This is a genomic window from Hyalangium gracile, from assembly GCF_020103725.1.
GTDB lineage: Bacteria > Myxococcota > Myxococcia > Myxococcales > Myxococcaceae > Hyalangium > Hyalangium gracile.
In genome coordinates, this window is sequence record NZ_JAHXBG010000004.1 from 106,772 (window position 1) to 120,586 (window position 13,815).

General features: G+C 70.8%; 11 protein-coding genes. 6 read left to right on the forward strand and 5 right to left on the reverse strand.

The window, feature by feature from the left end; genetic code table 11:
• Positions 1-142 precede the first annotated feature (142 nt).
• From KY572_RS09345 to KY572_RS09360, 4 genes are all read right to left on the reverse strand, one after another.
• Positions 143-2,113 carry a sulfatase-like hydrolase/transferase gene (locus KY572_RS09345; RefSeq protein ID WP_224242192.1) on the reverse strand — a complete coding sequence of 657 codons (1,971 nt, stop codon included), beginning with the start codon at positions 2,111-2,113 and terminating at the stop codon, positions 143-145.
• Positions 2,110-3,690, reverse strand: a complete 1,581-nt coding sequence (locus KY572_RS47730; RefSeq protein ID WP_224242193.1) for a spermine/spermidine synthase domain-containing protein — start codon at positions 3,688-3,690, stop codon at positions 2,110-2,112. Before KY572_RS47730 ends, KY572_RS09345 begins: the two co-directional genes overlap by 4 nt.
• Positions 3,687-4,778: a spermidine synthase family protein gene (locus KY572_RS09355; RefSeq protein ID WP_224242194.1), complete on the reverse strand. Its 1,092-nt coding sequence runs from the start codon at positions 4,776-4,778 to the stop codon at positions 3,687-3,689. The genes KY572_RS47730 and KY572_RS09355 overlap by 4 nt, the downstream gene beginning before the upstream one ends.
• 128 nt (positions 4,779-4,906) lie before the next feature.
• Positions 4,907-5,269 carry a cupin domain-containing protein gene (locus KY572_RS09360; protein ID WP_224242195.1) on the reverse strand — a complete coding sequence of 121 codons (363 nt, stop codon included), beginning with the start codon at positions 5,267-5,269 and terminating at the stop codon, positions 4,907-4,909.
• 137 nt (positions 5,270-5,406) lie between these two features.
• Between KY572_RS09360 and KY572_RS09365 the strand changes: the two genes are divergently transcribed.
• From KY572_RS09365 to KY572_RS09385, 5 genes are all read left to right on the forward strand, one after another.
• The gene (locus tag KY572_RS09365; RefSeq protein WP_224242196.1) at positions 5,407-5,892 is read left to right on the forward strand and encodes a hypothetical protein; all 486 of its coding nucleotides are present in this window, start codon (positions 5,407-5,409) and stop codon (positions 5,890-5,892) included.
• A 221-nt stretch (positions 5,893-6,113) separates the two neighbouring features.
• The gene (locus KY572_RS09370) at positions 6,114-9,182 is read left to right on the forward strand and encodes an aminotransferase class I/II-fold pyridoxal phosphate-dependent enzyme (RefSeq protein WP_224242197.1); all 3,069 of its coding nucleotides are present in this window, start codon (positions 6,114-6,116) and stop codon (positions 9,180-9,182) included.
• A gap of 90 nt (positions 9,183-9,272) precedes the next feature.
• Positions 9,273-9,869 carry a hypothetical protein gene (locus KY572_RS09375; protein ID WP_224242198.1) on the forward strand — a complete coding sequence of 199 codons (597 nt, stop codon included), beginning with the start codon at positions 9,273-9,275 and terminating at the stop codon, positions 9,867-9,869.
• Positions 9,866-11,161 carry a radical SAM protein gene (locus KY572_RS09380; RefSeq protein WP_224242199.1) on the forward strand — a complete coding sequence of 432 codons (1,296 nt, stop codon included), beginning with the start codon at positions 9,866-9,868 and terminating at the stop codon, positions 11,159-11,161. The genes KY572_RS09375 and KY572_RS09380 overlap by 4 nt, the downstream gene beginning before the upstream one ends.
• Positions 11,152-12,228 carry a formylglycine-generating enzyme family protein gene (locus tag KY572_RS09385; protein WP_224242200.1) on the forward strand — a complete coding sequence of 359 codons (1,077 nt, stop codon included), beginning with the start codon at positions 11,152-11,154 and terminating at the stop codon, positions 12,226-12,228. The genes KY572_RS09380 and KY572_RS09385 overlap by 10 nt, the downstream gene beginning before the upstream one ends.
• A 55-nt stretch (positions 12,229-12,283) precedes the next feature.
• Here KY572_RS09385 and KY572_RS09390 read toward each other — a convergent pair whose 3' ends face one another.
• Positions 12,284-12,829: a hypothetical protein gene (locus KY572_RS09390; protein ID WP_224242201.1), complete on the reverse strand. Its 546-nt coding sequence runs from the start codon at positions 12,827-12,829 to the stop codon at positions 12,284-12,286.
• A 156-nt stretch (positions 12,830-12,985) separates the two neighbouring features.
• Here KY572_RS09390 and KY572_RS09395 point away from each other — a divergent pair, with 156 nt between their 5' ends.
• Positions 12,986-13,759 (forward strand): ABC transporter ATP-binding protein, encoded by a 774-nt coding sequence (locus tag KY572_RS09395; protein WP_224242538.1) that lies wholly within the window; start codon positions 12,986-12,988, stop codon positions 13,757-13,759.
• The last annotated feature ends 56 nt before the right edge of the window (positions 13,760-13,815 follow it).

A 13,815-nucleotide genomic window follows, 5' to 3' on the forward strand; every position in this document is an offset into this window, starting at 1 on the left:
AGCCTCGGGCCCGAGGCGACAGTGCCGTCTTGTCCGCGACACCACTGGCCTGCTCGTTGGCTCAGGTCTTCTCTGGCGCCTGGCTTCGCGTCCTACTCCTTTACCCAACTTCCCTGAAGGGGGTAGCACGAGCCGAGGCGCGCTACTCCGCGGGAGAGGCCACGCGAGGCGGGGAGACTCCGAAGAGTTGCTGGTACAACGCCTCCCGATCCTTCACGGCGCCGCTGTGCTCCACGGCGCCCCAACGCTCGCCCCAGTATTGGAGCCAGCCGAAGTACCGCGCCTTGAGCGCACGCCCCTCCTCCTGCCGCTCGGCCCACAAGTCGTGCCGCTCGCCAGGGTCCGCTACCACGTCATAGAGGCGCTCGTCTGGGGGCTTCATGCCCAGCGGGGCCACGTACATGTACTTGAGGCGTCCGTGCACGATGGCCCCACGCATGCTGGCCACGTCCAGGTGGCTGATGAGGTACGCCGTCGACGAGGCGCGCTCGTGGAACACCGTGCTGCCCGCGTTCAGCACGGGCCGCGCGTCTCCCGCAAGCCACGTCAGCGTGGCCGCCACGTCCTTCTGCTGCACCACCCGGTCATCGCGCTCGCCGTGGAAGAGGCGCGGGTTGATGAACACCAGCGGGATGTGGACGGACATATCGAAGAGCCTGTCCCCATGCGCCGAGCCCGCCTCGGGGTGCTCGCGGAAGGCCTCGCCGTGGTCGGCCACCAGGACGATCACCGTGTTCTCGAAGAGCCCCCGCCGCTTCAGCAGCTCCACCAGGTCTCCAATGACGAGATCCTGGTACGCCACCGCGTCCCGGTACGCCGCGAAGGAGTTGGGCGGGTGCGCGTTCTTCATCGGCGCGGGGAACTGGTAGGGCAGGTGGGGATGGTGCGGCCAGAGGATGGCTCCGAAGCGCTGGGTGGGGGCGCCCTCGATGAAGCGATCCAGCGCCTTCACCAGCGTGCGGTCCGTGATGGGCGTGTCCAGCGCGGCCAGGTCCTCCCTCATCGTGTAGTACGAGAAGCCCCGCTTCGTGATGAAGCCGGACTCGCCCATGAAGGGCACCTCGTTGTGGCTGATGAAGGCGTTGCGCATGCCGAGCGCCGCCCAGCGCTCGCCCACCGAGTCCAGCGGGATATCCGGGAACCTGCCGCCCGCGGTCTCCCAGTAGGGTGACGGGTAGATGCCGAAGAGCAGCGACTCCAGCCCCTTGGTACTGAGCGGCTCGTGCGCGTAGGCGCGGGTGAAGACGGCCGAGTGGGGCGCGAGCGCCTCCATCCGAGGCATGGGCGGAGCCTCGGGCGAGGGCCAGAAGATGCTCGCGCGCACCGACTCCAGCACCACCACCACCACGTTGAAGTCTCGCGGCGCGGCGGCCAGCGCCTGCCAGCGCGCATCCAGCTTCGTGGCAGGCGCCCAGTCCTCGGGGGACGGCTGGCCCCGGGGCATCTGGCCCAGCCGCTCGGGCAAGCTGTTCACCAGCAGCAGTGTGAGCGGAGAGTGGGCCGCCGCGGGGAAGGCCAGCGGGTAGCGCACCAGCCGGTAGACGGCGCCGCCAGCCGCCAGCGCGAGCACCAGCAGCAGCAGACGCATGCGCAGCGCCGGGCGCTGGCGCTCCACCGAGCCCTCCCGCCCGAAGAGGAGCGAGACGCCTACCGGCAGCACCAGCGCCGCGAGCGTGGCCGGCCCCAGGTAGCCCCGCGCCATGCGGCCCAGCTCGGGCAGCGACAGTCCCGAGAGCTGGAAGCCCTTGGCGTAGGTGTTGATGACCATGAACACCTGGGTGCCCACCAGGTTCAGCCACAGCAGCGCGAGCAGGCCTCCGCGCGCCACCCAGCGCGCCGCTCTTCCGCCTCGGGCGAGCCGGCACAGCAGCAGCAGCGCGAGCAGCTCGAAGCACAGCGAGGAGACGAAGAGCTGCACCACGCCGATCGCGCCGGTCGGGTCGCGCCGCCACGCCCCCAGCAGCTCCTTCACCGAGAAGCCCACACCATCCGAGGCGAACACCACGCCGCGCAGGGCCAGCAGGAAGAGCGCCACCAGCAGCAGCACCCCTCCGGAGCCCAGGCCACGAGCCCCGGCCGGTCGGGGGCCCAGGGTGATGGGCAGCGGCTTCATTTCACCCGCCCCCACAGGCTCCCCCAGCTTCGGGCGGAGTCATGGAAGCGCAGGCCCGCCTTGTACTCGGTGGCCATGTTGTCGTCGGTGATGACGGGCAGGTCCGTGCGGGCCCGGGAGGCTTCTCCCTCGTCCGGCAGCGGCATCCGCACCATGGCCTGAAGGGAGGCCTCCCGCTTCGGGTCCTCCGGAGGGAAGGGGAAGACGGGCTTGCCGCGGTGGGTGAAGGCGCGCAGGGCCTGCTCCTTCTCCTCCTCGGAGCGGGTGAAGGGCGTGTCGCTGCCCACGGCGCTGTTGTGCACCATCACCACGTGCCGGAACACGTGGGCGAGCGTCACCTTCACCTCTGGCGAGCCGGTGGTGTTCACCAGCACCGAGCCGCCCGGCAGCAGGTGCTTCTGGCAGAGCCGGAAGAACTCCTCGGACAGCAGGTTGGTGCTGTGGCTGCGCCAGTTGAAGGTGGTGTTCATCACGATGAAGTCGAAGCGCTCGTCCGGGTTGCGCACGAGCCACCGGCGCCCATCGTCGATGTGGATCTTCACCCGCGGGATGTCCAGCAGCGGGGCGTGCTCCGGGAAGCGGCGGATGGTCTCCAGGTAGCCCGGGTTGATCTCCACCGCCTCGAGGCGCTCGATGGCGGGGTGCTCCGCGAGCACCTGGGCCCACGAGCCGCTGGCCAGCCCGATGACCAGCACGCGCTTGGGAGCGGGGTGGAGCGCCGGCACCATGTAGGCGCGCTGGATGCCGTTGATGTTGCGCACCGGGTCCAGGTTGAAGGCGCCGTCGTAGACGCCTCCCCCGAAGATGGTGTCATCCCCGTTGGGGCCGCCCACCGCGACGATGCCGCTGCGCGTCTCCACGAGGAAGCGGTAGGGCTTGGCGGCGGTGAACTCCTCCTTGAAGTGCAGCCGCTCCAGCAGGAACTGGTACTGGTCGTGGTGAGAGACAGCCACCACGGCGGCCGTGCCCACCACCGCGGCGAGGAAGCCCGCGCGGCTGCGGCCCGGGGCCGGCAGGGTGAACACCGTCACCGCCGCCGCCACCAGCGCCACCGCCGTCACCATCAGGACGATGGTGGGCAGCGGGTACAGGTCCATCAGCACGAAGGTGGTGAACAGCGGGCCGAGGATGCAGCCCAGCACGTTGAAGAGGTAGAGGCGCGACAGGGAGACGCCCACCTCATTGCCGGCGCGGATGCCGAAGTGGCAGAGCAGGGGGAAGAGCAGCCCGCCCGGGAAGCCCACCAGCGCCACGGAGAAGTACGCGTAGGCGGTGCCCGTCGCCTCGCCGAGCTGGAACATGCGGGCGGTGGCGGGCAGGGTGAAGTAGCCGAGGATGGCCGAGGCGAGGAACAGCGAGCCCAGCACCACCGGCGCGGGCAGGCGCTGGCTCTTGATGACGCGCTCCGCGCACAGCGAGCCGATGGCCAGCCCCGTGAGGAAGCACGCCAGCAGGTACGCGAAGGCGCTCGGCGCGCCGCCGGTGCCGTAGGAGATGATGCGGTACCAGAGGATCTCCTGGCTCAGGGCGATGTAGCCGGCGACCAGGGACAGCAGCAGGGCGACGATGGGCTTCACGCGCTGGCCCTCCGGCTCTCGGGGGCGGGCAGCTCCACGTGGGGGCCCTCGGAGGAGCCGCTGCCGCGTGACGCGAGCGCCTTCATGTAGCGCCAGGCGAGCGCGCCCACCACGAGGTTGAGCACGCCGGCGCACAGCACGGCGGCCTGCTGTCCCCCGAGCACGAAGAGGACGGACGAGGTGAGGTAGCTGGAGGCGGCCGAGCCCAGCGTGTTGACGAAGTAGAGCAGTCCCACGGTGCGCCCCACGTGCTGGAAGTGCTGGTGCAGGTGCGCCACGAGGATGGGCAGCGTGGCCCCCATCATCAGCGTGGGCACCGCGAGCACCGCGGAGATGACGAGCGCGGCGACGGGCAGGGAGCTGTTCACCACGGCGGCGCCCACCGTGCGGATGAGCGGGAGGCTGATGATGCCGAAGGCGCCCACCACCACCTCGCACAGGAGGAACAGGCGGGGCAGGGCATGGGGGTAGCGCTTCGACAGCGCTCCGCCCAGCATCGAGCCCACCCCGAGCCCGAACATGAAGATGGTGACGATGAGGGTGACCGACTCGATGTTGACGCCGAAGGAGGCGAACAGGACGCGCTGCCAGGTGACCTGGTAGACGAGGGCGGCCATCCCCGAGAGGAAGAAGAGGAAGCCCAGCCACCCGGTGGAGCCCATCAGGCGCGGGCGTGCCGCCTCCTCCGCGCGCAGCACCAGCGTGAGGTTGAGCCCGAGGAACAGCGCGCTGAGCGCCAGCGGCATCACCGGGCCGGGCAGACGCAGGCCCGTGGCTCCCACGGCGGTGAGGAGGAAGACGAGCCACGTGGCCGGGTGCCGGGCGCGCACCACCGCTCGCGCGGAGGGCTCCACGATGAAGCGGTCCAGCAGGCGCAGGGCCAGCCGCTGCCCGACGGTGAAGAGGACGGCGCCCGCGACGGCCGACAGCGCCAGCCACAGCCACAGCGCCTGACGGGAGGGCGGATGGGTGATCTGCTCGGCGAGCCGGTTGAGCAGGACGCAAGCGCCGGTCCCCAGCCCGGCCAGGGGCGCGAGGAGCCAGCTCCAGGATCCCGGGGGCGGGGAGTTCCGCTCGGTGGCTGTCATGGAGCGGAAGTCTCAGGGGGGATGTGCCGCTTGTAAAGGCGACGACCCTCTGGAGGAAGGCTGTCGGCCGGCCTCGCCCCTACGGAGGACCGCTCCCCCGGGTGCCTGCTCTCCAGGGCTGGAGCCTGCTACGGGTCCCGGTGGACCGTGTCCATGGAGAAGGCCGGCAGGCAGATGGCGATGTACTCGGCGCCCTCGGCGTCGGGGGTGCTGTAGCGGACCCACTCGCCCGGCTCGCACACCACGGCCTGGCCGGCGCTCACATCGAGCGCTCCCCCCTTGTGCTCGACGTGCAGGCGGCCCTTGATCACCACGGTGATCTCCCGGAACTCGGGCGTCTGCCCGGGCTCCACCCAGCCGCTCGGGCTGCGCATGTGGGCCACGCTGAGCTCGGAGGTCTTCGAGTTCACCCGGCCGACGTACTCGTCGATGAGCTTCGGCTTGTTGCCGGCGGCGGCGACGCGGGTCGGGGCGGGGATGAGGGTCGGCATGGTTCGCTCCTCGGAAGGTGTGAGGGGGGCGAAGCTATCAGCGTGAGCCTCCCGAAGGGCGACGAACCATCGGGTGTAACCCTCCTTGGGAGTGGCGCGTACGGCCATCACCTCGACGTGTGCCCTGGAGGCCCCGCGTGAAACCTTCCCGTCCATCCCTGCTCGTCCTCCTCGTGCTGGCCTGCGCCTGTGGCGGCTCGGAGGAGGGGGACTCGCCCACCGTGGGAGGGCTCGACACCTCCGAGGCGGGCATCGTCGCCTTCGTGAAGGACCGGCGCTACCAGGGGTGGCTGGCCGAGCCCTCGGTGCGTGACTCGACGGGGCCCCACGGCAAGGTGCGAGTCTTCTTCAATGGCAGCGCCGTGGACTCGCTGCGGGCGGGCAAGGAGCTGCATCCGGTAGGGACCATCCTCGTCAAGGAGCTCTACTCACCCGATGGGGAGCGCCTCATCGGCCATGCGCTGGACGTGAAGGTGAAGTCCGGCGCGGGCAAGGACACCTGGGTCTTCTTCGAGGGCGTCCTGCCCGACTACCAGGACAACTATTACGGCCGCGGGCACGACACGTGCCATGGGTGCCACGAGGCGGGGACGGACTACGTCACCACCACGCTGCCGGAGTGAGGTGGATCCACTTCCCACCGAGACAGAGGCCCGAGCCCGCCCCCCGCCTGGTCCTCCCTCCTGCCGGGCGCACTCTGGGCGAACTGGTCTGCTTGTCATACCAGTTCGCAACCGGTCCGCGCACAGGGGCGGCGAGCTGATACCAAACGTTCGAGAGAGGACTCGGGCGCCATCGGAAGCCGCGCGGGCCCGGGGGCGGCGTGCCACCATCCGCGCTGCGTATGGTCACCTACCCCGAGTCGGCTCGTGAGGCGGTGCAGCAGCTTCGTGGGCTCGCCGAGTCCCTGGCTGTTCCCGAACGAAGGGCCGCGGCGCTGACCGAGCTTCGCGCGCTGGCGCTGCTGTGCCGGGGCAAGCCGGAGGGCGCTCCGCTGCGGCTCGTCACGGTGACGGCGGCGGTGGGCTCGAAGCAGGAGCGGCTGGAACTGCTGCTGCCGCCGTCCATCTTCGCTCCCGAGGCGTGGGCGTACACGTTCCTGGAGGGGATGCTGAAGGTCCCCCTGGACGAGTACGACGGGAAGCGGCTGGTGGAGGTGGGCACGGGCTCGGGGTGGATCTGCATCGCGCTGGCGAAGTTCACGCGCCTCTCGCGCATCCACGGGGTGGACCTGAACCCGCACTCGCCCTGGGTGGCCATCTGCAACGCGTGGCTCAACGGGGACGAGCGGATGGTGGCGCGGCTGTCCTTCGGGGAGAGCGACCTGCTGCGAGGCCTGCCCGAGGGCGCCGTCTGGGACTTCGTGGTGGGCTGCATCCCGCAGGTGCTGCGCACGGACGGCCTGCCCGAGGCGCCCGCGGAGGCCGACACGCAGGAGCTGTATGACCTGTCCAACTACACCGTGCTGCAGAACGTCTACGAGGACCACTTCGGCCTGGGGCTCATCGCCCGGCTGCTGGACGAAGTGCCCGAGCACCTGGCGCCGGGAGGACGGCTGCTGCTGAACCTGGCGGGCCGTCCGGGGCGGCCCATCATCGAGCGCATGTTCACCCGGCGGGGGCTCACCACGCAGGTGCGGGTGGCTCGGCGAGTCATGCAGGCGGCGGACACGGACATCCGGCCGCTGGTGGCGCTGGAGCAGCGCACGCAGCGCGAGTTCGAGTTCTTCATGGAGGCGCACAGCGCCGAGCCACTGCGGGCGGCCACCGCGCTCGGGTGGCTGCAGGCCGGGCACCCCATCTGGCACGAGGTGGCGGTGTGGGAGGCGCGGCTGGCGCTGCCGCGAGAGACGCTGGCCCTGCGCGCCGCGCTCCGGTCCCTGGGCCTGATGAAGCTGACGGAGGAGCTGGACCTGGGCATGGTGTCGCAGGAGCAACTCGGCTTCGTGGCCGCGCTGGCCGAGCGGCTGGCGCATGCGTCGACGATGCCCTACACGCACGAGGCGGGGGATGCGTCCTTCCGCCAGCTCGTGGCCCGGTACCTGGAGCGCTTCTTCGAGCTGCGGCTGCCCGAGGAGGCGATCTTCGTGGCCCCCGAGCGCGAGCAGGCCGTCTACTCGCTGCTGCTGGCGCTGTGCGATCCGGGAGATGGGGTGCTGGTGTCGCGCCAGCTGCTGCCGGTGTACGCGCGGGCGCTGGAGCGAGCCGGGGTGCGGACGACGGTGACGCACAGCACGCTGGCGGAGATCCACCAGCTGCTGGGCGCCTTCGACGTGAAGGTGGTGTTCCTCTCGGTGGAGAGGGGCGAGCGCACCAACCTGGCGGTGCTGCGGGAGATCGTCGCGGAGGCGGCGCGGCGGGGCATCTGGGTGGTGCTGGACGAGAGCGCCTTCTTCCACATCACCAGCGAGGTGGAGCCGCTCACGCTCTTCGAGTTCCTGGCCCGCGAGCCGCTGCCGCCCAACCTGGTGGTGCTCTATGGCCTCATCAAGAACGCGGTGTGGCCGGACCTGGAGCTGACGCTGCTGCTGCCGGTACCCGAGCCGCTGCGAGGGGACCTGGAGGTGGCGGCGGAGGTGACGTACTCGCGCATCGGCACGCTGGCGCAGTGGTTCTACGAGCGCACCTTCGCGGAGCTGCTGACGTTCCGCATCTCGTTCGCGGAGCAGGAACGCCCCCTGGCGGGCCGGGCTCCGGCGGTGGCCCTTCCGCGCTCGGAGCGCATCGAGCGCCTGGCGGGCTTTCCAGCCTTCGCGCCCAAGGTGTTCCGAGAGGGCGACCCCGAGCTGGTGCGCCTGGACTACGGCGAGAACGAGGGCGCCATGCCCCAGCCGCTCATCGAGGGGCTCATCGCCGCGCTCGCGGCGCCGCGAGAGGCTGGCAAGCAGCACGGGCTGGCGGAGGCGGTGGCGGGCTTCCTGCTGGAGACACGGGCGGCGCGGTATGCACCGGAGGACATCGTGCTCGGCCAGGGTGTCTGGCCGCTGGTGCATCACCTGGGCGTGGCCTTGCGTCAGCGGCTGGGGCGGGCGCCGCGCGTGTTCATCGCCACGCCCTGTTACGGCGTCCTGCCGCCCACGTGGGTTGCGGCCGGATGCGAGGTGGAGCAGGGGCCGCTGGCGAAGCTCCAGGAGCGGCGAGGGCCGGGAGGCCCGGACGTGGCGGTCATCTCGCAGCCGTCGAACCCCGAGGGCTGCTACCTCTCGCACGAGGAGCTGGTGGCGCTGGCCACGTGGGCGGTGGAGCAGCGCGCGCTGCTGGTGTCGGATGAAATCTTCGGGCTGGTGAACCTGACCAACCCCACGGCGGAGACGGTGCACAGCCCGGTGACGCTGGAGCAGGTGGTGCCCGGCGTGGGCGCGCGCACGGTGCTGCTGGGAGGGCTCTCCAAGGAGTTCGCCGCCGGAGGCCTGCGCATGGGCTGGCTGGCGACGCGGGATAGGGCGCTCGCCACGGCGCTGCGCGACAGCGGGCTGGTGCCACCCACGCTGGCGACGGCTCGGGCGGCGGCGTGGCTCTACGCGGCGCATGCTCGCAGTCCGGAGGGGCGGCTGCTCTACCCGGCGCGCCACCGGGCCCTGCGTGAGTTCCTCGTGCGGATGCGACGGGAGCTGGCCGAGAAGCGGGCGCTCATCGCCGAGGCGCTGCCCGGGCAGGGGCGCTCCGACACCGCCGAGCTGGGAGGCCTCTTCCTGGCGCCCCGCATGAGCGCCTGGCTGGGCAAGGAGGTGGACGGAGAGCGCCTCACGCCGGAGAACCTGCCGCGCGTGGTGTACGCGCACACGCACGTGGTGCTCAACGGCGGCGACTGGTGCGGGGACCCGGAGCGGGTGCGCGCGGTGTTCTCGATTCCTCGCGACAGGCTGGAGCGGGCGCGCGAGCGGCTCCTGGCCTTCGCCGCCAGGCTCCAGTGAGCGCGAGGGCAGTCACGCCCTCGCGCCGCCAGTCGTGCTTCGCGCGCCGTCGTTCCATCTCCCCTGGTGTTTCCAGCTAACCTGGGGGCCATGGCCGACTCTGACGACCTGCGTCTGAACGAGCTGCAGCGCTACCGGAAGACCTCGAGCCGGCTGGCGCTCGAGGTGCACAGCCACTGCGAGGTGCCCGCCGGGTGTGGAGGCGCCGTCCTGCGCTGGCGAAAGCCCGACGCGGATCTGGGCATCACCCTGTCCAGCTACCTGGGCGTTGCGTCCGAGGGCTTCTTCCTGGACGGCAAGCCCATCCAGGAACAGCGAACCCTGGTTTCGCCCGGCGAGCACGTGCTCTCGTTCGTCGTCGACGAGCCCGGCAAGCAGGGCTTCCTTCTGATGGAGATCAGCCTCCGGCCCCACATTGCCTCCGCGAAGCAGTCGCAGGTCACCTCTCGCGCCGACGGACGATGGCGCGCGGCCACGCGGCAGCCTCCGGAAGGCTGGCAGCTCCCGGGGTTCGACGACTCCTCCTTCGTACCCCTCGTGGAGAAGCCCGTGTCCGAGCCGAAGGGCAGCGATCGCTGGCTGTGGGGCATGATGCAGCGTAACGCGAAGGGCCTGGGCCTGCCGTCGCCCGCGCCGCGCGCCTGGGTGCGCTGGACCTTCCGTCTCGACGTGGAGGGCTTCTCATGAACCGCCCCTCGCTCGTCCTCATCCCGCAGCACTTCGGAGCGCTCCTCTTCGACCGGCGCTCGTCCCGATATCTGCCGTTCGATCGGTCCGCCGCCGCCGTGCTCCATGCCATGACCGAGCGTCCCGCGGGCGACGTCATCGAGGCCTCGGCCCCGGAGGACCGGGACGCCGTCGAGGGGCTCGCCGTGGACCTCGCCGGCCGGGGCTATCTCCGGCTGGACGGACGGCTCGCGGCCGCGCGCATCGATCGGGAGCCGCCCTCGGAGCACCTCCTGGGCCCGCTGGCGGTGCACCTCGAGGTGGTCGGTGCCTGCAACCTGACCTGCACCCACTGCTTCGCCGGCGAGCTGCCGCGCAACCACCACCCGCTGACCCTGGCCGAGATGGACTCGCTCTTCTCGCAGCTCGCGGAGCTCGGCAGCTTCCGGCTCGGGCTCACGGGCGGCGAGCCGCTGCTGCGCAAGGACCTCCTGGACATCCTCGACTCGGCGACGGGGCATGGGCTGCACCCCTGCCTCACGACCAATGCGCTCCTGCTCAACGAGCGCATCGCCCGCGAGCTGGGGAAGCGGGAGCTGGTGTGGCTGAACGTCTCGCTCGAGGGCGCCACCGCGGAGACGAACGACGCCGTCCGAGGCCAGGGCGTCTTCGCCCGCGTCATCGAGAAGCTGGAGCTGCTGGGCCGCCACGCCCGCTTCACGCTCGCCTTCACGCTCACCCGGAACAACCTCTCCGAGGTGGAGGCGTGCGTCGAGCTCGCGCGACGTGTCGGTGCGCACACCGCCGTGTTCCGTCCCCTGTACCCCGTGGGGATCGCGGCCCGTACGCCGGACCTGATGCCCTCCTTCGAGGGCTACGTGGACGCGCTCGCCCGCCTCGAGCGCGTCGAGGCCGACAATGACCTCTTCGCCATCGATCCCTTCAGCCCCTCGGCGCGAGAGGAGCTCCGAGGCGTGGTGACGCAGGGCCCCGGCTGCGGCGCCGCGAACACGGTGGCCTCCATCTCCGTGCAGGGAGACGTGAACCCCTGCAGCTTCCTGGGCCGCGACTTCGAGTCCGGGAACGTGCGGCAGCGGCCCTTCGAGGCCATCTGGCGCGAGGGCCATGCCTTCCGGCGCATGCGCGCCAGCGCGGAGGGAGACCGCTTCACGGGAGGCTGCCGGGCCCGGGCGCAGTTCTTCGCCGGCTCGGCCTATGCGGAGGACCCCTGGCAGGCCCAGGCTCGCGGCCCGCGCCCCGAGCGCTGGAGCCTGCCCGTCCTCAACGGCACGCAGGAGGGCTCATGTCGCTGATCGATGACGCCATCGCTCGGGCCCAGGAGCTGCGAGCGAGCGGAGACCTCACGACTGCCGCCGACACGCTCGACGCGGTGGCGCCGCAGGACCGCGAGCGCGTGCTGCCGCTGCTGCGAGAGCTCCTCGATGCGCTCGCCGTCAGGGAGCACGGCCTGGTGTTCCGCTACATCCCAGCAGGGACGTTCGTCATGGGCAGTGACTCGGGCGACCCGGACGAGCGCCCGGCCCACAAGGTGACGCTGCCGGCGTTCTGGATCAGCGAGGTGCCGCTCTCGTGGGATGCCTTCACCCGCATCCTCGGCTGGCCGTCCCCGCCCACGTCGCCCTCGCAGGAGCAGCTCGCGTCCGTCGCGGAGGCCTTCGAGGGGCAGCAATCGGACGTACGCTTCCTCTATTACAACGACTCGAAGATCCGGCTGCAGTACTGCGAGAACGACACCCTGCAAGCCAGGGACTGGCACGCCCACGACACCGAGGGGCGCTGGGAGAAGGAGGACGGCAGCGTGCTGACCTCGCAGGAGCTCTTCGGCACGCCCGAGCGCTCGAGCACGGCTCCCCTCCGCTTCGATCAGAAGCCGATGGTCGCCGTCGACTGGCCGCTCGCCGAGCTGATGGGCCGCCGCATGAGCACGAAGGCCGTGCAGTACCGGCTGCCCACGGAGGCGGAGTGGGAGCGCGCGGCCCGAGGCTGCTTCCGAGGCGCCGCCTACCCCTGGGGCGATGCGCCGCCCGACAGCACCCGGGCGGACTTCGACCGCTTCAAGGACTTCTCCCTGCGTCCCCTGCGCGCCTTCCCGCCGAACGACTATCACCTCTTCTCCATGGCCGGCGGCATCTGGGAGTGGTGCGCGGACCACTACGACGCGACCTTCTACTCCCGAAGCCCGCGCGCCTCGCCGCTGTGCGTGCTGGGCAAGGAAGTCCGCGAGCGCGCCCACGTGCTGCGCGGTGGCTCCTGGGCCGACTGTGGCGACGCGCTTCGGGTGAGCTTCCGCTCGGCCAGCACGCATGGGAGCACGCCCAACGTGGGCTTCCGCCTCGTGCGCGTGCCCGGGTCTCCCTGAACCCATGGTGGGCGGAGACCTGGGTCCATCCAGCCCCGGTTACACGCCCTGCGCCTCAACGGCTCCGTCGCTTGCGCTGGATACCGTGGAGGCTGACCTGCTGTTGAAGCCGGGTGATCTCCCGCTGCGCGCGCTCGAGCTCCTGCTCGTATCCCCGACCGAGCTCCGCGAGCGCCGCCTTGTTCCCGAAGCTGAAGAGCGCCCGTAGCCTGCTCAGCAGCGAGCCATCGTGGGCGCCGCGCCGCGCCTGGGCCTTCCGCAGCTCGAAGGAGGTGGCCTCCAGCTGCTTCTTCAGCCGCTGCGTCTCGTCCCGGGCCCGCCCGGCCTCCTTCCGGGCCAGGGCCACCTCCGCCTCGAGCCCGGCGAGCTGCTCCGCGACGGCCTTCGAGTGGTCCTCGCGGAGCGCCGCGTTCTGCTGCTCCAGGGTGCGCACCCGCTCGCGCAGCCCTTGCATCTCCTGCTCCACCGCTTGCCGGGCCGCTGTGTGCCCGGTGCGCTCGCGCGCCTCCAATTCCGCCTGGAGCCGCTTCACCTCCGCCTGGGTCCTCTCGAGCAGGTCCCTCAGCTCGCGCTCCTCGCTCTTCGCCACAGTTCGGCCCATGCTCGGATATCATCTCACGAGCGCCACGCCGGTTCTCCCACCAGAGAAGTGCCAACGGAGCGTGGAGCAACCGGCATGTCCCCTGGGGAAGTACTCCCACGGTCCGGCAGGGGATACCGTCGCCGCGCTGCATGGGAGTGTTTCGTGTCGAGACCGATGATCGAGCTGGTAGGCGTGCACAAGGCCTTTGGCGAGCAGCAGGTGCTGCGCGGAGTGGATCTGGTGGTGGCAGAGGGGACCACGTGCGTGCTGCTGGGCGTGTCGGGCTCGGGCAAGACGGTGCTGATGAAGCACATCGACGGGCTGCTCAAGCCGGACCAGGGCACGGTGCGCGTGGATGGCGAGGCGCTCATGCAGCTGTCGGCCCGGGAGCTGGAGAACGTGCGCCGCAAGCTGGGCATCCTCTTCCAGGCCGGGGCGCTGTTCGACTCGCTCACCGTCTTCGACAACGTGGCCTTCCCGCTGCGCGAGCGCGCCCACCTGCAGGAGCCCGAGGTGGCCCGGCAGGTGCGCCACACGCTGTCCCTGGTGGGCCTGCAGGGCGCCGAGAGCCTCTACCCGAGCGAGCTCTCCGGCGGCATGCAGAAGCGCGTGGCGTTCTCGCGCGCCGTGGTGCTCCAGCCCAAGGTGCTCCTCTACGATGATCCGACGGCGGGGCTGGATCCGCTGACCACCGAGTCCGTCATCGACGTCATCGTCACCGGCAAGAAGCGGGTGGGGGCCACCTCGTTCATCGTCACGCCGGACGTGTCCATGGCCTTTCACGTGGCGGACTTCATGGCCTTCCTCCACGAGGGGCGCATCGTCGAGCACGCGCCGCCGGAGGAGTTCCGCCAGTCCCGCCACCCGGCGGTGAAGTCCTTCCTCCACAACTGGCTCCAGCGCGAGTCCCTCCGCAACCCGCGCGGAGACACGCGCCTGCCTCCCTGAGCTGACAGTGTCCAGGGGTGGATGGTCGGCTCGTCCTCGAGTCCCATGGCCGCTTC